18 protein-coding genes are annotated in these 19996 nt (G+C 62.8%); 7 read left to right on the top strand and 11 right to left on the bottom strand.

All coding sequences use genetic code 11. The features are described from left to right. Positions 1-113: 113 nt before the first annotated feature. The 4 genes from DV027_RS09535 to DV027_RS09550 all read right to left on the bottom strand — a co-directional run bounded on the left by DV027_RS09535 (position 114) and on the right by DV027_RS09550 (position 5429). The gene (locus tag DV027_RS09535) at positions 114-1832 is read right to left on the bottom strand and encodes an OprO/OprP family phosphate-selective porin (protein ID WP_408884462.1); all 1719 of its coding nucleotides are present in this window, start codon (positions 1830-1832) and stop codon (positions 114-116) included. 154 nt (positions 1833-1986) lie between these two features. Beyond that, a complete protein-coding gene (gene pstS, locus DV027_RS09540; RefSeq protein ID WP_130731576.1) occupies positions 1987-2979 on the bottom strand; it encodes a phosphate ABC transporter substrate-binding protein PstS in 993 nt (330 codons plus the stop codon). A 172-nt stretch (positions 2980-3151) separates the two neighbouring features. After that, positions 3152-4594: a mannose-1-phosphate guanylyltransferase/mannose-6-phosphate isomerase gene (locus DV027_RS09545; protein WP_130731577.1), complete on the bottom strand. Its 1443-nt coding sequence runs from the start codon at positions 4592-4594 to the stop codon at positions 3152-3154. A gap of 166 nt (positions 4595-4760) precedes the next feature. Further along, positions 4761-5429 carry a hypothetical protein gene (locus DV027_RS09550; RefSeq protein WP_130731578.1) on the bottom strand — a complete coding sequence of 223 codons (669 nt, stop codon included), beginning with the start codon at positions 5427-5429 and terminating at the stop codon, positions 4761-4763. 443 nt (positions 5430-5872) lie between these two features. Here DV027_RS09550 and DV027_RS09555 point away from each other — a divergent pair, with 443 nt between their 5' ends. The 3 genes from DV027_RS09555 to DV027_RS09565 are packed head-to-tail and all read left to right on the top strand — an operon-like array spanning position 5873 to position 9228. After that, positions 5873-7441, top strand: a complete 1569-nt coding sequence (locus DV027_RS09555) for a CgeB family protein (RefSeq protein ID WP_130731579.1) — start codon at positions 5873-5875, stop codon at positions 7439-7441. Then, positions 7438-8241, top strand: coding sequence for a glycosyltransferase family 2 protein (locus tag DV027_RS09560; protein ID WP_130731580.1), 804 nt, complete (start codon positions 7438-7440; stop codon positions 8239-8241). The genes DV027_RS09555 and DV027_RS09560 overlap by 4 nt, the downstream gene beginning before the upstream one ends. A 48-nt stretch (positions 8242-8289) precedes the next feature. Beyond that, positions 8290-9228, top strand: coding sequence for a glycosyltransferase family protein (locus tag DV027_RS09565; protein ID WP_130731581.1), 939 nt, complete (start codon positions 8290-8292; stop codon positions 9226-9228). Here the strand turns inward: DV027_RS09565 and DV027_RS09570 are convergent. The 3 genes from DV027_RS09570 to DV027_RS09575 are packed head-to-tail and all read right to left on the bottom strand — an operon-like array spanning position 9211 to position 9961. Further along, positions 9211-9477, bottom strand: a complete 267-nt coding sequence (locus DV027_RS09570) for a hypothetical protein (RefSeq protein WP_165399156.1) — start codon at positions 9475-9477, stop codon at positions 9211-9213. The two genes, DV027_RS09565 and DV027_RS09570, sit on opposite strands and share 18 nt — an antisense overlap. 27 nt (positions 9478-9504) lie before the next feature. Further along, entirely contained in the window at positions 9505-9657 is a 153-nt protein-coding gene (locus tag DV027_RS17530) for a hypothetical protein (protein ID WP_165399157.1), read from the bottom strand. Positions 9658-9676: 19 nt separating this feature from the next. After that, positions 9677-9961 (bottom strand): hypothetical protein, encoded by a 285-nt coding sequence (locus DV027_RS09575; protein ID WP_130731583.1) that lies wholly within the window; start codon positions 9959-9961, stop codon positions 9677-9679. Positions 9962-10094: 133 nt separating this feature from the next. On the opposite strand from DV027_RS09575, the gene arfB reads away from it, so the two are divergent. Further along, positions 10095-10502, top strand: coding sequence for an alternative ribosome rescue aminoacyl-tRNA hydrolase ArfB (gene arfB / locus DV027_RS09580; RefSeq protein WP_130731584.1), 408 nt, complete (start codon positions 10095-10097; stop codon positions 10500-10502). 89 nt (positions 10503-10591) lie between these two features. On the opposite strand, the gene DV027_RS09585 is transcribed toward arfB, so the two are convergent. From DV027_RS09585 to DV027_RS09595, 3 genes are read right to left on the bottom strand one after another with little or no spacing between them, the layout of a single operon-like run. Further along, positions 10592-12088 carry an efflux transporter outer membrane subunit gene (locus DV027_RS09585; RefSeq protein WP_130731585.1) on the bottom strand — a complete coding sequence of 499 codons (1497 nt, stop codon included), beginning with the start codon at positions 12086-12088 and terminating at the stop codon, positions 10592-10594. A 4-nt stretch (positions 12089-12092) separates the two neighbouring features. Beyond that, complete coding sequence (locus DV027_RS09590) at positions 12093-15218, bottom strand: efflux RND transporter permease subunit (RefSeq protein WP_130731586.1); 3126 nt, start codon at positions 15216-15218, stop codon at positions 12093-12095. A 6-nt stretch (positions 15219-15224) separates the two neighbouring features. Beyond that, a complete protein-coding gene (locus tag DV027_RS09595) occupies positions 15225-16367 on the bottom strand; it encodes an efflux RND transporter periplasmic adaptor subunit (protein ID WP_130731587.1) in 1143 nt (380 codons plus the stop codon). Between the two features lie 224 nt (positions 16368-16591). Here DV027_RS09595 and DV027_RS09600 point away from each other — a divergent pair, with 224 nt between their 5' ends. After that, positions 16592-17251: a TetR/AcrR family transcriptional regulator gene (locus DV027_RS09600; protein WP_242621822.1), complete on the top strand. Its 660-nt coding sequence runs from the start codon at positions 16592-16594 to the stop codon at positions 17249-17251. 106 nt (positions 17252-17357) lie between these two features. Here DV027_RS09600 and DV027_RS09605 read toward each other — a convergent pair whose 3' ends face one another. Further along, positions 17358-17951 carry a hypothetical protein gene (locus tag DV027_RS09605; RefSeq protein WP_130731588.1) on the bottom strand — a complete coding sequence of 198 codons (594 nt, stop codon included), beginning with the start codon at positions 17949-17951 and terminating at the stop codon, positions 17358-17360. A gap of 468 nt (positions 17952-18419) precedes the next feature. On the opposite strand from DV027_RS09605, the gene DV027_RS09610 reads away from it, so the two are divergent. Both DV027_RS09610 and DV027_RS09615 read left to right on the top strand, forming a co-directional pair. Then, positions 18420-18932 carry a hypothetical protein gene (locus DV027_RS09610; RefSeq protein ID WP_130731589.1) on the top strand — a complete coding sequence of 171 codons (513 nt, stop codon included), beginning with the start codon at positions 18420-18422 and terminating at the stop codon, positions 18930-18932. Positions 18933-19292: 360 nt separating this feature from the next. Further along, a complete protein-coding gene (locus DV027_RS09615; RefSeq protein WP_130731590.1) occupies positions 19293-19766 on the top strand; it encodes a hypothetical protein in 474 nt (157 codons plus the stop codon). The last annotated feature ends 230 nt before the right edge of the window (positions 19767-19996 follow it).

Below are 19996 nucleotides of genomic sequence, written 5' to 3' on the forward strand. Positions count from 1 at the left end.
TAAAACACCCACCCACGGCACAGTCTGAAATTCACGAACGCGTCTGTGTATGGCTGTTTTCAAAACTTCAGGAAACGCCGCCCGCATGAAGCATGGCGGCGCCCCGAAGGCTGTTAGAAAGCGGCCTGGATACGACCGGCGACGGAATTGCCATCACGGCCATACAGGTCATACAGCGCGCTGTTGCGGCTGACGATGATGTGGTTGAAGTCAAGCATGAAGCGGAAATGCCGGTTGGGATACCAGTTCACGCCTGCCGACCAGACCGTCTGCTGCCCGCCACGGATACCACCGGGGGTGCCCAGTGCGCTGTCCAGATCCGCTACGCTGTAACGGGCGGACAGTTCCAGCGCGCCCCAGTAACCGTGGGCGGGGTCAAAGGCATGGTCAACACCCGGAGCGGCGAAGGCACCTTCCTTGATGTTGTAGCTACGGGCCTTGCCAAACAGGGTGTAGTTGGCCGCGCCATAGTAACCCTGGAAATTGACGGAGCCACGGTTGGCGGCACTTGCACCGTAGTTATCACCACGGGTCACGCCGATGTGGTAGTATTCACCCTTCAGCACCAGACGCTTCCAGCGGAAGCCGAGTTCGGGACCAGCCGACCAGATGCTGCCCACGTTGCCCACCGTCGTGCTGAGGAATTTGGTGGTGGTCAGGTTGACTTCAGGCCCTTCGGAGAAGGTGTAGCTGCGCGAACCGCCATTCTCCGCAACCTTGAATGCGGTAATGCCAGACAGGCCAACATGCACGTCGATATCCTTCGACATGTAGGGACGGCCCGCCACGCGGAAGGTGGCACCGCTCTGGCTGTCGGCAATGCCGGTGTAGCTGTTGACACCGGTTACCTTTTCAGGCGAGCCGCCACGGCTGCCATAGCTCTGCCCGGTCACATAACCCGCAATCCACCAGCGCTTGGCATAATGCAGCGCACCGAAGCTCATGCGCGCGTCACCTGCGGCGATGTTACGCACGATATCGGTAATGGCGGGGCGTTCCATCATCTCGAATTCGTTCGAGCTTTCGGAGTCTTCTTCCGTCACGCGCGGCTGGAAGTAACCGGCGGTGATGACCGTGTTATGGAAGCCGGCATAGTTCAGGTTGGCTTCATACAGCGTTGTCGAACCATCGCCCGTGCCATTACCGAAATCAGGCGTAATGTTCGCGATCCAGTTCTTGTAACGGAACGAGATGGGAATACGCAGGCGGCGGGCGTTTTCGGCCAGGCTGGAGAAATCGCCACGCGCCTCGCCCCGGCGCGGGGACATGCCCATGAAGCCACCGATATCTTCATGGAAAGCAAGGCCGATGGACATGGCATACATGCCATCATCAGATGAAATGGTCGGACGCCCACCGGGGAAGCCCACCATCATGCCACCAAGGTGCAGCGCCTCTTCCTTTTCCGTCGCGGCACGGAAGGAAGACCAGGAGGAAGACACGCCACGGTCGGACGGCGGCGTGCCGAGATCGGCCTTCTGCATCGCGCTGCCAAAATTGCTGCCCGTGCCGGTGTCACCACCGATATGGATGTCACGCGCGTAGCTTTCGGGCAGGGGCTGGCCATTGGCGGCGGCAACCCGGCGGGCCTGCGCCGCATTGGCGGCGGCGGTGTTGGGGGCGTGCACTTCAGCACGGGCAAGGCGCTGGCGCAGGACGCTGATCTGGCCTGACATTTCACGCCGCATTTCCTGCATCTCGCGCTGCAGGGCCTGAATCTGGGCAGCATCGGACGCCGATGCCGCATGAGCTGACTGAAGGGAGCACGCCCCCCACAGGGCGGAGGAACCAAGCAACAGTGAAGCAGCTGAGCGGCGAATCATATTAACCATTCCGTAATGAAGAATGGGTTCATTTAAGGGCGTGACACAGTTTTGTGTGTTATGTTTCCAATACAGTTTCATGAAGGTTTTATGACAATTGACCATACAGAAAAACCGCCCGGAAACCGGGCGGTTCTGTTATGTCGTTACTATATCGGGAGTGTTATTTAGCGCTGTCCCACTGGCGCAGGATCTCGGTCCTGACCGTGGCGGGAACCGTTACGTAGTCGAGCTTGTAGGCCGCAGCATCGCCGCTCTTGAGGGCGTAGCCAAAGAACTTGCGCACGGCGGCACCATGCTCGGCCTTGGCGGTGGGCACCGGCACGAGCACATAGGTGGGCGAGACGATCGGCCACGCGCCAGCACCCGCCGTGTCGAGCAGGTCAACGGCGAAGTGGGAGGCGTCCTTCCAGTCCGCGGCCTCGGCAGCGCTCTTGAAGCTGTCCATATCAGGGGCGACATAGGCGCCGCTGTGGTTCTTCAGCTTGACGGTGACCATGTGCGCGTTGGCGGCGAAGGCATATTCGACATAGCCGATCGCGCCCTCGGTATTGCGCACGGAGGCGGCCACCCCATCATTGCCACGCGCGCCAATGCCGCCGGGCCAGGCGATGGAAGCGCCACTACCCTGCCCTTCGCGCCACTCGGGCGAGACACGGGCCAGATAGCCGGTAAACACCGCCGTCGTGCCCGAGCCATCGGCACGGTGCACGGTGGCCACTGCCGTATCAGGCAGTTTCACGCCGGGGTTGAGGGCGGCGATGCGCTTGTCATTCCACTGCTCGATCTCGCCGCGATAGATGGCGGCAAGCGTGGGGCCATCAAGCTGGATCTGGTTGGCGGCAATGCCGGGCAGGTTGATGACCGGCACGATGCCGCCCATGACCGTGGGGAACTGGAACAGGTGGGCGTTTTCCAGCTTCTGCGCATCCATCGGCACGTCGGAGGCGCCAAAATCAACCGTGCCCGCCAGGATCTGGTTCTGCCCGGCGGAGGAACCAACGGTCTGGTAATTCAGGTTGACGCCCGCAGCACTCCGCGCATCCGCCCCCCAGGCGCCATAGATGGGCGCGGCGAAGCTGGAACCGGCCCCTGTAATGTCAGCGGCATGGGCCATGACGGGCAGGGCGCTTGCCAGCAGGGCACAGGTAAGCATTCGAGCAGAAAAGGACATAATACTCATGTTCTCCGACATGAAGAATACAGACGCGTCTGGCCTTGCAGCCGACAGGCCGGAGAATAAAAAATTAACATCCGTAATGAAAATGATATGTCCATGACAGTTTTATGAAGGAAATATGAACCCCCAATACCTGCCATGGCACCCGTCAGGCGCGGCTGTACACATCCTCGAGCCGCACGATATCATCCTCGCCCAGATACGGGCCGGACTGGACCTCGATCAGCGTGAGCGGAATGCGGCCGGGGTTTTTCAGCCGGTGTGTCGCACCCAGCGGCAGGTAGACGCTCTCGTTCTCGCGCACCAGGATCTCCTCCTCATTGCGCGTGACCAGCGCCGTGCCTTCCACCACCACCCAGTGCTCGGCGCGGTGATAATGTTTCTGCAACGACAGCATCTGCCCAGGCTCCACCACGATCCGCTTGACCTGGAAGCGGGTGCCCATGATCAGCGTCTCATAAAAGCCCCAGGGGCGGTAGCGGCGGCGATGGGCGGTGGCCTCGGGGCGGTTGGCCTTTTTGAGCCGGGCCACGATGGTTTTCACATCCTGCGCATGCTGGCGGTGGGTCACCAGCACCGCATCCTCATTGACCACCACAAGCAGGTCTTCCACCCCGCTCACCGCGGTCAGCACGCCATCGGTGCGCACGTAGCTGTTGGTGGTGTTATTGAGCACCACGTCGCCACTGACCACGTTACCCGCGTCATCCTGCGGGCCGAGTTCCCACAACGCATCCCAACTGCCCACGTCCGACCAGCCGAAATCACCGGGGATAACGGTCATGAGGTCGGTGCGCTCGGCCACGGCATAATCGATCGAGATGTCGGGCGAGGCCGCGAAGGCGGTGGGGTCCAGCCGCTCAAAATCGATGTCGGAGCGCCGCTCGCGCACGGCCTCGCGCACGGCGGCGAGAACGGCAGGCTCGAATTTTTCCATCTCCTGCAACAGGGTCCGGGCCGTGAACACGAACATGCCCGAATTCCACAAAAAGCGCCCCGAGCCGAACATGCGCTCCGCATTGGCCGCATCGGGCTTTTCAACAAACCGCTCGACCGCGAAGGCGCCGTCATATCCCGCGAGCGGCGCCCCCTTTTCAATATAGCCATAGCCGGTCTCGGCGCGCGTGGGGGTCATGCCGAAGGTCACGATCCGCCCGGCGCGCGCCACCTGTGCCGCCAGCGCAAGTGCCGGGGCCACGTTCTGCGGTTTCTGCATCGCGGCATCGGCGGCCATGATCCACAGCACCGCATCGGGGTCGGTCTCGGCCGCGAGCACGGCGGCGGCGGCAATGGCGGGGGCAGAATTGCGCCCGACCGGCTCAAGCAAGATGCGCGGCGCGGTTATGCCCACCTCGCGCAACTGTTCGGCCATGATGAAGCGGTGCTCGTTGTTGCACACCACGATGGGCGCGCTGAAACCCGGCCCATGGCTGCGCAGCGCGGTCTCCTGCACCATGGTGCGCTGCGAGACCAGCGGCCAGAACTGCTTGGGGTAGGCACTGCGCGAGACAGGCCACAACCGGCTGCCACTCCCGCCTGACAGGATGACCGGAACCACGGATGGGGCAGGATGCGGGAGGGTAGCGGTCATGGAAACTCCTGAAGGGAAACGGGACGCAGGATATTTACAAAGCGTTTAAAAATGAAGGAAGTTCTGGGGCGCGCCTTTTTTGGGGAAGCGTGGATGAAGTGCTGCCTTTCCGCACGGGGCCGGCCGCCGGAAATTGTGATCAGCGCCCTGTTTTTAAAACGCACGCTCAATGAATTTTCTGGGCATCGGCGCGCAGCACGTCAAGCGAGGCGCGCAGCTGCATCGCCTTCTCGAAAGCATTCATCTGCTCGCGCTGATCGGCAAACAGGATGGCGTCTATGCGCAGGACCAGCTTGCGCAACCGCCAGAACTGCTCGGCATCGACAATCAGCGTATGAGACATGTCCTCGAGCGCGCCAACCTGGATGTATTTGCTGTTGTGGAGGGGATCATCATGCAGTTCCTCCACAAAAATGGGCACGAAGCACAGCGCGACCGAACAGGGCGTGGGCGTGAAGGGGCGGGTCTCGTGGCCATCATAGACCTTGACGCGGCTGATATCGAACTTGGCGTATTCCTTCAGCAGCCACGTCATCTGGGCGGGGGGAGCGATGCGTGCGAAGTCCGCGCGGGTGAAGTCAAGGAAGACCTTGCGGTCCCTGATGATGGTCTGGTCATCGACGGCAAGCTGCTGGGCGAAGGCCGCCTCCTCCTGCGAATGCTTGATCAGGATATTGTGCTGGGCAAAATCCGCCTCGCTGCGCGCGCTCCAGTGCAGGTAGAGCGCGAATACCGTTCCCAGGCACAGCAGCACCGGCACGCTCATGCAGGCCCACCAGTGCCGCCGCGCAAAGGCCCGCAGGCCCTTATCTTCATCCATCTGGGCCGGATACATGCACCCGATCTCCCTGTCTGTGCCCCTGCCGGGCCCGAAAGCCCCATGCGCCGGGCCCTGATGGCCCGCCACACCGGGTGGCACCGCTTTTTCCAGCCGCCATGATAACAGAAGGGCGGCAAAGCTGTCATGCCGCGGGCATGCATGGGGCTGGCCCCTGCCCTCCGCCCCTGCGCCATGCCGTGGCCCTTCTGGCTGCGCCCGATACCATATCCATCATGATTGATAATACCGGATACATGCAGCCCGATCCCGATGCCGGGCCATGGCAGGCGGCCCCGCATAACCGGGCTTTTATGACTGCACGGTACAGGATACGGCCCGCAACCCGCGCCCCGGCGCCAAAAACCGCGCCTGCAATAATCAATTCTTAAGGGATGTGCCCTAGCAGGAGGGATGTGCACCGGCACACCCCATGATGCCCCCAGCCAAGGTAAGAGCCATTGTCCGCGGACCTGCTCCTGACACTGACGCCCACGGAACAACAGGACCTCCAGCAGATCAGGGAGTCCGGCCAGTTCGACGCCGCCTTCTATCTGGCCACCTACACCGATGTGGCCGGATCGGAACTCGATCCCCTGCTGCACTACGTCAAATACGGTTATCGTGAAGGGCGGCAGCCCAACCGCAACTTCCGGCCCGATGCCTACCTGATCCAGCACCCCGATGCGGGGGCGCGCAACCGCAACCCCTTCCTCCACTTCCTGCACACGCATGCGGGCTGCCATGTGGCCCACCAGGGCCTGCTCACGCGCTTCCACCTCGAGGACCTGAGCATCGGCGTGCGCACGCTGGAGCAACTGCCGTTTTTCGAGCCCGGCGCCTATCATGACAGCAACCGCGACCTCGACCGCGACATGACGGACATGGCCGAGCACGCCCTGCTGTATGGCGTGCCCGAAGGGCGGCGCATCTTCAGCCCGCTGCGTGTATCGGAAACGCTGGGCGCGCTATGCGCGGCAAAGGGGCTGGATGATGCGGACTACCTCGCCCCTGGCGGCCCGGTGCCCGAAAGCATCGGCGTCTATTACAATTCAGCCGGGAATGTCTTCATCCACGAAATCGCGGCCGACCTGCATCGCAGCCTGAGCGACGGCGGCCTGGACTGCCGCCTGCTTGATGAGACCGCCAGCATCGATGACCGGCCCGCGCTGTGCATTTTCGTCGCCCCGCATGAGTTCTTCCATCTCGGGCGCGGGCGGGACTGGGCCACGGGCGCCATCATCCGTGATGCCATCATGTTCAATACCGAACAGCCCCAGACCCTGTGGTTCGAGCGCGGCCTGCCCTTCATGCTCATGGCGGCGGGCGTGATCGATATTTGCCACCAGATGGCCGAGAGCTTCCGGCAGGCCGGGCTGCCCGCCATCCATTTCACCCCCACGATCGGCGCCACGCGGGATTATCTGGAAAAAGACGACATGCAGCACCCCATGGTGCGCATCCTGCCGCCTGCGTGCCGCAAGCGCCCCGACCCGGCCACGCCTTTTGCGGAGCGTGGGCTGGATATCAGCTTTTTTGGCGGCCTCTCCGCCCACCGCGAGAAGTTCTTTGCCCGCAATGCCGGTTTTTTCGCGCAGTACCGCACCTATTTCTACTACCGCAAGTTCACGACACCCATCGATACCAGCCCGCGAGACAGGCCGCTCTCGCGCCTGGCCTCCCATGTGGCGGGGCATTCACGCATCGCGCTGAACATCCACCGCGATGATTACGGTTTTTTTGAATGGCACCGCATCGTCAAGGGCGCCATGGCCAATGGGGCGGTAGTGGTGTCCGAGCCGTGCCTGCCGCATCCGGTGTTCCGGGCGGGCGAGCATTTCCTTGAGGAAACGGGCCGCCATATCCCCAACCTTGTCGAATGGCTCACCCGCACGCCGGAAGGGCAGGCAAAGGCCGAGGCCATCCGCCAGAGCGCCCTGGAACTGATCGGCACGCCATCGGGCAACCGGGCATGCTGCACGCGCATCCGCGACTTTATCGCCCATGTATGGAGCACACCGGAAGAATGAGCATCGCTGCCCCCTGGATGGCGACCGAACAGGACGCCTTCACCTTCAGGCACCGCCGCAGGAAGCCTGCCGACCTGGTCAGCCTGTGCGTGACCAACTTCAATTATGGCCGCTACATCATCGAAGCGCTTGACTCGCTTGCCGCCCAGACCCACCCGGCCCTTGAGCTGGTGGTGGTAGATGACTGCTCGGGCCAGGATGATTCGGTCGCGCTGATCACCGCGTGGATGGAGGAAAACCACGCGCGTTTCTGGCGCTGCACCCTGGTCGTGCATACGCGCAACCTTGGCCCGTCAGCCGCGCGCAACACCGCGTTCCGCCATGCGGCGGGGGCGTTCGTGTTTGTCATGGATGCGGATAACATGATCTATCCCCGCGCCATTGCCCGCCTGCACGCGGCGGCGGTGGATGGCGGGTTTGACGCCACGTACTGCCAGCTTGAATATTTTGGCAAGGAACAGCGCATCGGCTCGGCCGATATATGGGACCCCGCCCAGATCGTGCGTGAAAACTACGTGGACGTGATGGCCCTGCTGCGCCGCGAGGCGTGGGTGGCGGTGGATGGCTACAGCCATATTGACGAAGGCTGGGAAGACTACGATTTCTGGCTGAAATTCATCGACCACGACTTCCAGGCCGCCTACGTGCCCGAGATCCTGTGCCGCTACCGCGTGCACGGCAATTCACGCACCACCAACGAGGCATGGGTGGCGCATGAAAGCCTGCGCGCCATCATGGCGTTTCGCCACCCTGCGCTGAGCGCGCGTTACCGCCAGCCGCCCGCCGGTGCCAGAACCTGAAAAAAGCCCTGTATTTCCGCCCACACCGTCCTGTGCTTATATGCGGCCATGACGCCGCCTGCCCGCCCCGAGACACCTGCTGTCCGCCGCATTATCGTAACCGGGTGCGACCACGCCTATTTTGAACTGGTGGCCGAACTCATCGCCTCCATCCGCGACCATACCGACACGGCCATCGCCGTGATCGACTGCGGCATGACGGCAGGGCAGCGCACGGCGTTGCAGGCGCAGGGCGTGCGGCTGCTGGCACCCCATATTCCCGATTACGCGCCCCGCCGGGCACTGGCCAGCCGGCCGAACCTTGCCATCAACATCAGCAAGCTGTGGCTTGACCAGATGCTGCCCGATTTTGATCTGATCCTGTGGCTCGATGCCGATACATGGGTGCAGGACGGGCAGGCGCTGGAACGGATGTTTGCCGCGGCACAGGGCCAGAGCCTTGCCATCGTGCCTGAAATTGGCGCCAAGCTGGCCAACCTGCTGGGCGTGCGCTGGATCTGCCCCGGCTGGATGCAGATCCGCTCGTTCCTGTATAAAAACGCCACCCGCGCCCGGCTGCCATTTGCCATCCGCAAGCGCATCGGGGCCAAGCCGCTGCTCAATGCGGGCGTATTCTGCCTGCACCGCCAAGCGCCCATCTGGCCGGTGCTGCGCCAGTGGCAGGCGCGGATCCTGCCCCGGCGGCACATGGCCTTCACACAGGACCAGCTCTGCATTGCGCTGGCCGTATATATCGATGGCCTGCCCGTAACCTTTCTCGATAACAGCCACAACTATATCGGCCCCTGGCTGCTTGATGAGGCCACGGGCACGCTGGTCAACCTGTTCTTTCCGCATGCGCCGGTGGGCATCGTGCACATGGCCTCGCAAAAGGCCATGCGCAGCGGGCTGGAGAACACCCTCACCATCCCGACCGTGCAGGGCGGGCAGGCTGCGGTCAATTTGCGCTATGGCGGCATGCGGGCGCTGTCAGGTCGCGGGGGTTGAGGCACTGTCCTGCTTTTGCGCGCGGGCGGCCTGACAGCGCTCGGCGGCCTTGCGCAACTGCCCTGCAAGGTTGAGGGCCAGTTCAGGCGGCAGCACGGTCACCACGCGCCTGTCACCCTTGGGCATGTGCTCGGGTGCGGTGGCCATGAACAGGTCCATCACCACGATGGAATCCTGCACGGCCTCCGCCCCGCAGCTTACGGTGGGGTAGACCACGGCCCGGCCTGCGGCGTCGCGTTCCTCTTTCATGGCGGGTTCTCCCTCGGGCGGGCGCATTCAGCGCGTGGTGGGGCGTGACGCATCACGCCGCAGTTGCAGGTTCAGGTCCTGTATGGTCTTGCGGGCCTGTGCGAGTTCTTCACGCAGGCGGGCGAGTTCCGCCTTCAGCGCCACGATTTCTGCCCGCAGGGCGGGAGGATGATCGGCCATGTAACACCTTCCTTGCAAATCAGGTTTTTGGGGTGGTCGATGCGAAGCGGGCACGCACCTGCTCGAACAGGGCGCGCGCGGCCATGTCCTTCGTATCGGTATGTTCGATGTGATGGCGCATGCGGGCGGCGATTTCATCACCATGCAGCACCTTCGCCTCGACAAGCATCTGCATGAGGTCCATGACAACGATCTGCTGGGCTGCGATCATCTTGACCACGGGCATGACCTTGGCCTGCGCCGCATCGCCCGCCGCCTGGGCCAGCGCCTTGCGCAACTGGTCCGTTTCAGCCTGATCGTTCATGATTATGCTTCTCCGCTCTTGTCATCACGTGGCGGGCATGGTGATAGCAAACAGCCCGTGCAGCAATGCCGCCCACGCAGGGCGGCCCATAGGCGGATGCCGCATCTGCCCCCCTTCAGGACCGTAAACCGCCATGCCGCCCCCCACCATCCCCGATGATGAATTACATGTGACCTACATCCTGGCCTCGGGGCCGGGCGGGCAGAACGTGAATAAGGTGGCAACGGCGGCGCAGTTGCGTTTCGATGCGCGCAATTCTCCCTCGCTGTCCGCCCGCATCAAGAGCAGGCTGGTGACTGTTGCGGGCAGCCGCATGACGGCGGATGGCGTGATCGTGCTGACCGCGCGCCGCTTTCGCAGCCAGATCCGCAACCGTGAGGATGCGGTGGCCCGCCTGCATGAAATGATTGCCGAGGCCAGCCACGTGCAGGCCTACCGCGTGCCCACCCGCCCCTCGCGCACGCAGCGCCGCAAGCGGGTGGACAACAAGAAGCACCGCAGCCGCATCAAGCAGGGCCGCAGCGGCAACCATCTGGACTAAGGACAAAAGTTTCTGGTGAAGCTTTTTTCAAAAAGCCTTGAAAGAACAGCGCCTTTTTCAAAAAAGGCAGCACCCGGAAACTTCCCCCTTCACCCCTTCCCGGTCACCTTCTGCCCTTTGGGTGGCGCGGGCACGGGCGTATGTTCCGTCCAGCCGCCGCCAAGGGCGCGGTAGAGGGTGATGAGGTTCTGGTAGCGCGATACCGCAATCGAGATCTGCCACTGCTGCGCCTGCAACAGCGTGCGCTGCGACACCAGCGAGGTGAGGTAGGAATCCGTCCCCGCCCTGTAGCGCATCATGGCCAGGCTGTACGCATCGGCCGAGGTCGAGACATACCGGTCCATCTGCCCCGTCTCATCGCGATAGGTGTCACGTGCGGCCAGTGCATCCGCCACTTCACGGAAGGCGGACTGCACCGCCTTTTCATACGCTGCCGCCTTGGCGGCGCGCATGGCGCGCGAGGCCTTCAGGTTGCCGCTGTTCTGCCCCCAGTTGAGCAGGGGCACCTGCAGCTGCGGCGACACGCCCCATGTTGTCGCAGCCGAGGTAAACAGCTTGTGCGGCTGCAGGCTGCTGATGCCATCGGATGCGGTGAGCGTGATGCGCGGGTAGAACGCCGCCTTGGCCGCGCCAATATCGGCATTGGCGGCCAGCAGATCATGCTCGGCGGCCATGATGTCGGGGCGGTGCTCGAGCACCTCGGCGGGCAGGCCCGGCGGCAGGTCCTGCATGATGGTCTGCTGCCCCAGCGGGCTGGCAGGCGGCAGGTTGTCAGGAATAGGCTGGCCGATGAGCATGGTCAGCAGGTTTTCATCCTGCCGCACATGCCTGCGCGATTCATCACGGAAGGCCCCGCTCTGCGCCACCTGTGTTTCCGTCTGGCGCAGGGTCATCTGGTCGGTCTCGCCATGGGCGAAACGGGCCTTGACCATCTCCAGCGTGGCTTCCTGCGAGGCCATCGTCTCATCGGACAGGCGCAGCGAGGCCTGGTCGCCCAGCCATGAAACATAGGCCGTGGCCACCTGCGAAATGATGCTGATCAGCATGGCGCGCGCGTTTTCGCGCTGCATCAGCGCATGTTCCGCCGCCTCGCGCGACATGCTGCGGATGCGCCCGAACAGGTCGATCTCATACGACGAGACGCCAATGCCCATCTGGTAATACTTGAACATGGGCGGGTGGCCGGTATCGAGGCCAGGCGCAAAGCTCAGGCCGGCTGCATCCGATGGCCCCTGGAACATCGCCTCGCCACCACCGCTGATGGCGGGGAACAGGCTGGCGTGCTGGATGTCGAACTGGCCCTGCGCGCGGCGGATGTCGGCTGCCGCCTCCCGCAGGTCGCGGTTCTGGCGGATGGCGATGGCAATCAGCGCCCTGAGCCGGGGGTCGGTGAAGAATTCCGCCCAGCCCAGATTGGCCGCGAGCGGGTTCTCGGCCACCGCATCGCCCGTGGTGGCGTAAGCAGGCCATGCCTTGGCCAGCGGCGGGGTGGGGCGCTTGTAATGCGGGATCATGGTGCAGCCCGCCAGCAGCATGGCCGCCAGCGTTGCGGCACCCGCCCGCCTGAGTGTGGGGAGAACGGTCATCGCATTACGCTCCCTTGGTCCGCTCGGACAGGCGCCTGACGCGGAACAGGCGCAGCACCACCACAAAGAACAGCGGTACGAAATAGACGGCCAGCAACGTCGCCGTCACCATGCCGCCCACCACCGCCGTGCCGATCGCGACACGCGCGGCCGAACCCGCCCCCGAGGCGATGGCCAGCGGAAACACGCCCACCACGAAGGCGATGGAGGTCATGAGGATGGGGCGCAGGCGCTCGCGGCCTGCCTCGAGCACCGATTCCTCAAGTGTTGCCCCGTTCTCGAAAAACGCCTTGGCGAATTCCACGATCAGGATGGCGTTTTTCACCGCCAGCCCCACCGTGGTCAGCAGCCCCACCTGGAAATACACGTCATTGGCCATGCCGCGCAGCAGGGTGGCCACGATCGCGCCCAGCACGCCCAGCGGAATGACCAGCAACACGGCAAACGGAATGGCCCAGCTTTCATACAGCGCGGCAAGACAGAACAGGATGACGATCTTCGCCAGCGCGTAAAGCGGGCCGGTGGAAGAACCCGAGGCCATCTGCTCGAACGAAAGCCCGGTCCACTCATAGCCCACGCCGGTAGGCAGCTTGGCCAGGATCTCCTTCATCGCAGCGATCGAATCGCCCGAACTGTAGCCTGCGGCGGGCTGGCCAAGGATTTCGAAGGCATTGAGGCCGTTATAGTCCTCGACCTTCTGCGGCCCCATGATCCACTGCCCGGACACGAAGGCATTGAACGGCACCATGCCTCCGGTGGCGTTGCGGATATACCATTTGTTCAGGTCATCGGGGATCATGCGCGCATCGGGCTCACCCTGGATGTAGACCTGCTTCACGCGGTCATCGCGCAGGAACTGGTTGACATAGATCGACCCCAGCGCCCCCTCGATGGTGGTGTTGATGTCGGCAATGGTGATGCCCAGCGCATTGGCCTTCTCGCGGTCGATATCGAGATGGAACTGCGGCGCGTCTTCCATGCCGTTGGGGCGCACGGCGGTCAGGCGACGGTCCTTGGCGGCCATGCCCAGCACCATGTTGCGCGCGGCGAGCAGCCTGGTGTGGCCAAGGTGGCCACGGTCTTCGAGTTCAAGGTCGAAGCCGGTGGCGTTGCCAAGTTCCAGCACGGCGGGCGGGTTAACGGCAAAGATCTGCGCGACCGGGTCGGTCCAGAAATGCATCATGATGCGCATGGCAATCGCTGATGAGGTCTGGCTGGCGGCGGGCCGCTCATCCCAGTCCTTGAGCCGGATGAAGAAGGCGCCAGCGCTCTGCCCCTGCCCTGCGAAGTTGAACCCGTTCGTGGAATAGACGGATTCGACGTTCTTGCCCTCGGTCCTGAGCACGTATTCGGCAACCTTGCGGTTGACGGCCGCCGTCTCCTCCAGCGTAGCCCCGGCGGGCATGGTGACCTGGCCAAAGATCAGGCCCTGGTCCTCATCGGGCAGGAAGCCTGAGGGCAGGCGCATGAACAGCCAGCCCACGCCCGCCGTAATCAGCACGAACACCAGCATGGACAGGCCCGCATGCCCCAGCACGCGCCCCACCCCGTTCTTGTATGAGGTGGTCAGCCGCGCGAAATGGCGGTTGAACCAGCCTGCGGCCCCGGTGGTCTTTTCATGCGTGCCGGGCTTGAGCATGGTGGCGCACAGGGCCGGTGTCATGACCATGGCCACCACCACCGAAAGCCACATGGCCGCAACGATGGTGATGGAGAACTGCCGGTAGATCACCCCCGTCGAGCCGCCAAAGGCCGCCATGGGCAGGAACACCGCGGTAAGCACCAGCACGATGCCCACCAGCGCGCCCGAGATCTCGTCCATCGACTGCCGGGCCGCATCACGCGGGGAGAGCTTCTTCTCGGTCATGACGCGCTCGACATTTTCCACCACCACGATGGCGTCATCGACCAGCAGGCCCACGGCCAGCACCATGGCCAGCATGGTCAGCGTATTGATGGAAAAGCCAAGGGCGGCCAGGATGCCGAACGTGCCCAGCAGCACCACCGGCACCGCGATGGTGGGGATGAGGGTGGCGCGGAAGTTCTGCAAAAACACCAGCATGACCAGGAACACCAGCGCGATCGCCTCGATCAGCGTAATGACCACTTCCTTGATCGACAGCACGATGAAGGGCTCGGTATCGAGCGGATAGACGGTCTTGAGCCCCGGCGGGAAGAACTGCTCGAGTTCCTTGATCTGCTCGCGCACCGCATTCTCGGTCTGGAGCTGGTTGGCGCCGGGGGCGAGCTTGAGCGCCATGCCCGAGGCCGGCATGTTGTTATAGTAGGAATGGGTGTTGTAGGTCTGCGGCCCCAGCTCGACACGGGCCACGTCACGGATGCGCACCTGCGAGCCATCCTGCTGCACCTTGAGCAGGATCTTCTCGAACTCCTCGGGCGAGCGCAGGCGCGTGGGGCCAATGATGGTCGCATCGAGCCGCGCGCCCTTCACCGCCGGCACGCCGCCCAGCTCACCCGATGAAACCTGGATGTTCTGCGTCTGGATCGCGGTCTGCACGTCGCCCACGGTCAGGCCGTATTTGTACAGCTTCGAGGGGTCGAGCCAGATGCGCATGGCGTATTCCGCGCCGAACAGCGTGTGGTCGCCCACGCCGGTCACGCGGCTGAGCGGATCGGAGATGTTCGAGGCCACGTAATCGGCAATATCGGCGCCGCTCATGCTGTTATCGGTCGAGATGAAGCCGAGCACCATCATGAAGTTCTTGACGGCCTTGGTAATGCTCAGGCCCTGCGCGGTCACTTCCTGCGGCAGCTTGGGCTGGGCGAGCTGCAGCTTGTTCTGCACCTGCACCTGCGCGATGTCGGGGTTGGTGCCCTGCGCGAAGGTCAGGTCGATTTCCATCTGCCCCGAGGCATAGGACTGCGAGGAAATGTATTCGAGGTGATCGAGCCCGAACATCTGCTGCAGGATGGGGCGCACCACCGTATCATTCACCGTATCGGCCGAGGCGCCCGGATAGGTCACGGTAATGGCAATCTGGGGTGGTGCGATGGAGGGATACTGCGCGATGGGCAGGCGGAAGATCGACACCCCGCCCACGAGCATGATGATCAGCCCGATCACCCACGCGAAGACGGGCCGGTCAATGAAAAAGCGCGACAGAGACATGGGGGGTTATCCTGCCTTGGCCGGTTCGGCCGCGTCCTGCGGGGTTACGGTGTCGCCGGGGTGGATCTTCTGCACTCCCTCAAGCACCACGCGCTCGCCGCTTTTCAGCCCGCCGGTCACCAGCCAGTCCGTGCCGATGGCCTGCCCCACCGTGATGGCGCGCAGGCTGACCTTGTTATCGCCGTCGACCACCCATACCTGCGGGTCGCCGTGGGAGTTGCGCTGTACGGCCTGCTGCGGCACGAGCAGGGCGCTGGGGTCCAGGCCCTCGGCCAGCTGGGCATGCACGTACATGCCCGGCAGCAGCAGCCGCTCGGGGTTGGGCATGACCGCGCGGACCACGACGGTGGCGGTGGCTTCATCCACGTTCACTTCCGAGAATTCCATGCTGCCGGAATGCTCGTAGGTCGTGCCATCCTCCAGCGTGATGCTGATGGAGGCGGCATTGTCGCCCGCGCGCGTCAGCCGCCCCTGCGCCAGCTCGCGCTTGAAGCGCAGCAGCTCGGTCGCGGGCAGGTTCACATCCACGTAGATCGGGTCAAGCCGCGTGACGATGGCGACGTTGTTGGTCTGGTTGGCGGTGACCAGCGCGCCCACGGTCAGGATGGAGCGGCCGATCCGGCCCGTGATCGGGGCATTCATGTGGGTGTAGCCCAGATCGACCGTGGCGCGCTCGAGCTGGCCCTTCGCAGTCAGGATATCGCCCTGGGCCGCGCGCTCGGCGGCCAGCGCATCGTCATATTCCTGCTGGCTCACGGCATGGGCCTTGAGCAGCGGCCCGTAGCGGTTCAACTTGGCGCGTGCCGTGACCTCGCTGCCCTGCGCATGCAGCAGCTGGCCCTGCGCGCTGTCCACCGCCGCCTGGTAGACGCTGGGATCGATCTGGTAGAGTTGCTGGCCCACCTGCACGTCCGTGCCTTCAACGAACAGGCGCTTCTGGATGACGCCGCTGACCTGCGGGCGCACCTGCGCGATCTCGAACGCCTCGGTGCGGCCGGGAAGCCGGGTGTGGATTTCCACCGGGGCGGCCTTGAGCGTCATGACCGTGACGGGCTGGGGCGGCATCTTGGGGGGGGCGGCATGCTTCTGGCACCCCGCCAGGGCAAGCATCAGAGCCGCCGGGGCTACGACACGGGAATATTGCATCATGGTCACCAACCGGCTTGAGGGCCGTAATCTAAAAATGTTTCTGAATCACGTCCGTGCTGTTTGCCGCACATGGCCGCCATAGGAAAGCCAAATAAGGAAACCATTTGGTTTTCAATGAATGGAAAACTATATCGTCTCCATAAGGCGGTCAAGCAGGGCACCCATTCAAAAATGGCCGGAGCAGATTACGAATGAGCAAGATTAGACGGGAAGGACACGGCCCCATGCATGATAACTGTGATACCCCGCGCCGCGGCCCCGGTCGCCCCCCGGAAATGGAGGAATGCGAACGCCGCGAGCGCATTCTCGACGCGGCAAGCGAAGTGTTGCAGAAATGCGGCTATCATGCAGCCTCGATGGACAAGGTGGCCCAGCATTCCGCCATGTCCAAGCGCACGCTGTACCTCATGTTCCATTCCAAGCAGGACCTGTTCCACACGCTGGTCAGCAGCAGGCTGTTCAATGTCAGCCCCGGCAAATGCCTGCACATGGCCGACCCGGTGGAGGAACTGACCGAACTGCTCATGCGGCTTGGCGGCGTGATCCTGCGGCCCGACCGCATCAGCCTGATCCGGGCACTCGTTACCGAATCACCACAATCGGAAGACATCCGCCAGATCCTGGGCAGTCTGCGCGCGGGCGGAAAGGACAATGTGCTCACCACCTGGCTCGACCGCTACGTGCGGGCGCATAACCGGAAGGTTGAGGATATTTCGATGTACAGCAACATGCTGTTTGGCATGACCATAGGCGAGCTGATGCTGCAAAGCCTGGCCTGCGCGCCCGAGCGCGCATGGAGCGAGCAGGGCATGCGCCCGCGCTTTCACCGTGCGGTGCAGATTTTCCTGGCGGGCTTCGAGAGTGGCTGCCCCGCCGCTTCATAGCGTGCCTGAAAACAGTGCCTGGATAGTGTGGGGTCCGCGCCTTTTATTGCTGTTGGCGACGGCCCCGAAGTTTTTTTTGAAAAAAAGTGTTACCGGATCTTTCCTGTTACTGCTGGACTGGCTTTCCAGCCGCTTCCGGGTTCAGGCAAGGGTGATCTGCTGCCGTGCTGCCAGCAGGTGCCACCCCATATGGCCCTCCGGCCAGAACCTCCAGGCACAGCACGCCCAGCATGCCGGGGTGGCGCGGACCGAGATGCAGCAGCGCCTGTCCATCCGTCCAGCGGCAGGGTTCGGGGCGGGGCGCGTAAAAATTCTCATGCCATCCTGCCGGTGCCTTCTGGGCCAGATGCATCACGATATGGCGGGCCACGGTGCCTTCAAACAGCTTGATATGCCGGACCAGCACGCCACGCGGGCGGCACTCATCGCCGCAGGCCCCAGGCATGCCAACCGGGCGGACGGTGCGCGACATGATCTGCACCGTGCCGACACCGGGGGGCAGCATGAAGACCGCATAGCGATTGGCCTCGCGCATCTTGCGCAGGGTGACGCCCTGGTCGGTCATCAGGTGAAGATCGGCATCATGGGTTGTCGCGGCGGATGCGGCTTCCTCGCGTTCCGGCGTGGATTTTGCGCCTGTCATGGCGCCATTGGGGAACTCGCCGCCCCTGTCATACCTGCCCCTGTTGGAACGGCTCATACCCGTGGTTAGGCCACCAGACATTTTCTTCCCCCCATGGCATAAATCCAGTTCCGGCAAGGCAACAGCACCAAAACTGACATGGAGGAAAAATATCGGCGTAAAGAATTAAAAATATTCTAAGAGACCGCCTGAAACGCCAGCCCGGAACACGTCCGGCAATCATAAGAAAGTTTTCTGCAGGCCCTCTTTTTTCAAAAGCCCGCGTTCTTTGAAGCTTCTCCTGATTCGCTGATATGCCGGAAGCGAAAAATATAATCTGCAATCTGTTATTTTTTAACAATGGTTTGATTTGAATACATGCCTGCCCACCCTTCCCTTCCGGCCCGAAGGTACGGCCCGGCGCCCCCGCCTTCAGGCGGCATAACGGGCGCGAATGCAGCCCTGCCGTTCATTTTTATAATCTGCTGCATCACGCGTTCCTGCGCTATCGTGATAACAGGCATGTGAGGATAAGGGAGAGGCCGCGTGAGTCAGACGTGGGGTGATTTTCAGGCCGTCGTGCAGTTATCGGCGGGCCTGAATGTAGCTATTCTCAGCTTTGTGGATATCAGCCTGCCCGCCATAAAGGAACGTCGGCGCGTCTTTGCCAAGGCCCAGCAGGAACTCGACATGCACCGCTCGGCACCGGGAAAGGTGACCTCCGCCGCCCAGCTCGAGCATGACTGCCAGGTCGATGAAATGAACCAGAAGCTTTACCTGCTGTGGAAGGAATCCTCATCGTTCAGCAGCGAGGAAGATTCCCTTATCCATTCCACCGGCATCCTTGGGTTTATTGGCGCGGCACTCAGCCTTTTCCTGCTGTGGTATTCAGCGGAATATTACGATGCCAGCATCAGCGTGACCGGAAAATTCGTGATCGGCCTGTCATTCTGTTCGCTGATCGGGGCTTTCATCATCAATTTCATGACCGCATCCCAGGCCAGCGTCTTTACCAAGCAGTGCAACCAGATCCGTACGGAAATGCGGCAGAAGCTCTAGCCGCGGGATCCAGGTCTCTTTACGGCAACCACAAGATAACGCTCGCTGCGGGGCGGGTGGCGGACAAAGACAGTACGGGCACGGCGGTCATAACGCATGCGATACGACGCCAGTCCCTGATTTTTCCGCAGAGGTTCCCGCCCCCGTGCCGCTTTCCATAATCATGCCTGCAGCAAGGCCATCGCCTTTTTCCGGTTTTCGCAAACGTGGATGGCCCCCAGCCTCCCGCATGCGGAAGGAAGGCGCAGCCTTTCCCGCCATCAGAATTTTCCTGTGCGCCTGTAACGATCATGCCCGCCCATCTCCTTGATGGTTGTCATGAGGCCGTTACAGCGACGGCCAACAGCATGGGAAAAACACATGGCCGATAAACAAGCAGGAACCAACGGTATCAAGCCGGTCGAAACCGATATCCAGACCACGGCGGATGTCGCCACGTGGGAGGACGGTGCCCCGCGCGGCGGCAGGGCCGTAATGAACCGCGTGCTCAAGGATGGGGCGAAAGTGCCCATGTTCTTCGGGCAGACCCTGATCCGCAGCCTGCGCGACCAGGGATATTCATCCACCACATCCGCCCTGTGCGAGATCATCGACAACGCCATCCAATGGAGCGCGGAGAACATCCATATCTATTTCCGCCAGACTGGCGGCAGGGGGCCTACACGATCGATGTCGCCGTTCTGGATGACGGCAAGGGCATCCGGCTTGACCGCATCATCGAGGATACGGTTGCCAGCCTCCCTCACGATCCGGCCGGTATCGCGCGCGCCGTCTGCTCCGGTGCCCGCAGGGCGCGCCACCGCCGGGCAGCCCGCAGGCTGGCGGCGCACCTGATCAGCCCCGCCGCACAGCCAGGCGCGGAACACGCCAGCATCTGGCGGCAGGCCTGGGCGCGCTGTGGCGGTGTCTTTTCCACAACTGACCAGCGCCTCCTCCTGTCCAGCGAGACCACCGCCCGGCAGGCGCCAGACCGGGTTGCCGAACGCACGACGCGGAAATCTCACAGAAGGGTTGTACATCGGGTTAGATTATGAAAAAGTCTGTTTTGCACAAAAGAAATTTTC

The organism is Komagataeibacter xylinus (genome assembly GCF_004302915.1).
Classification (GTDB): Bacteria; Pseudomonadota; Alphaproteobacteria; order Acetobacterales; family Acetobacteraceae; genus Komagataeibacter; species Komagataeibacter xylinus_C.

Excerpts from the sequence above, each read along its gene's own strand:
- DV027_RS09535 (WP_408884462.1), bottom strand. The coding sequence starts at position 1,832 with ATGGTTAATATGATTCGCCGCTCAGCTGCTTCACTGTTGCTTGGTTCC.
- pstS (WP_130731576.1), bottom strand. The coding sequence starts at position 2,979 with ATGCTTACCTGTGCCCTGCTGGCAAGCGCCCTGCCCGTCATGGCCCAT.
- DV027_RS09545 (WP_130731577.1), bottom strand. The coding sequence starts at position 4,594 with ATGACCGCTACCCTCCCGCATCCTGCCCCATCCGTGGTTCCGGTCATC.
- DV027_RS09550 (WP_130731578.1), bottom strand. The coding sequence starts at position 5,429 with ATGTATCCGGCCCAGATGGATGAAGATAAGGGCCTGCGGGCCTTTGCG.
- DV027_RS09560 (WP_130731580.1), top strand. The coding sequence starts at position 7,438 with ATGAGCATCGCTGCCCCCTGGATGGCGACCGAACAGGACGCCTTCACC.
- DV027_RS09565 (WP_130731581.1), top strand. The coding sequence starts at position 8,290 with ATGACGCCGCCTGCCCGCCCCGAGACACCTGCTGTCCGCCGCATTATC.
- DV027_RS09570 (WP_165399156.1), bottom strand. The coding sequence starts at position 9,477 with ATGAAAGAGGAACGCGACGCCGCAGGCCGGGCCGTGGTCTACCCCACC.
- DV027_RS17530 (WP_165399157.1), bottom strand. The coding sequence starts at position 9,657 with ATGGCCGATCATCCTCCCGCCCTGCGGGCAGAAATCGTGGCGCTGAAG.
- DV027_RS09575 (WP_130731583.1), bottom strand. The coding sequence starts at position 9,961 with ATGAACGATCAGGCTGAAACGGACCAGTTGCGCAAGGCGCTGGCCCAG.
- arfB (WP_130731584.1), top strand. The coding sequence starts at position 10,095 with ATGCCGCCCCCCACCATCCCCGATGATGAATTACATGTGACCTACATC.
- DV027_RS09585 (WP_130731585.1), bottom strand. The coding sequence starts at position 12,088 with ATGACCGTTCTCCCCACACTCAGGCGGGCGGGTGCCGCAACGCTGGCG.
- DV027_RS09590 (WP_130731586.1), bottom strand. The coding sequence starts at position 15,218 with ATGTCTCTGTCGCGCTTTTTCATTGACCGGCCCGTCTTCGCGTGGGTG.
- DV027_RS09595 (WP_130731587.1), bottom strand. The coding sequence starts at position 16,367 with ATGATGCAATATTCCCGTGTCGTAGCCCCGGCGGCTCTGATGCTTGCC.
- DV027_RS09600 (WP_242621822.1), top strand. The coding sequence starts at position 16,592 with ATGCATGATAACTGTGATACCCCGCGCCGCGGCCCCGGTCGCCCCCCG.
- DV027_RS09605 (WP_130731588.1), bottom strand. The coding sequence starts at position 17,951 with ATGAGCCGTTCCAACAGGGGCAGGTATGACAGGGGCGGCGAGTTCCCC.
- DV027_RS09615 (WP_130731590.1), top strand. The coding sequence starts at position 19,293 with ATGGCCGATAAACAAGCAGGAACCAACGGTATCAAGCCGGTCGAAACC.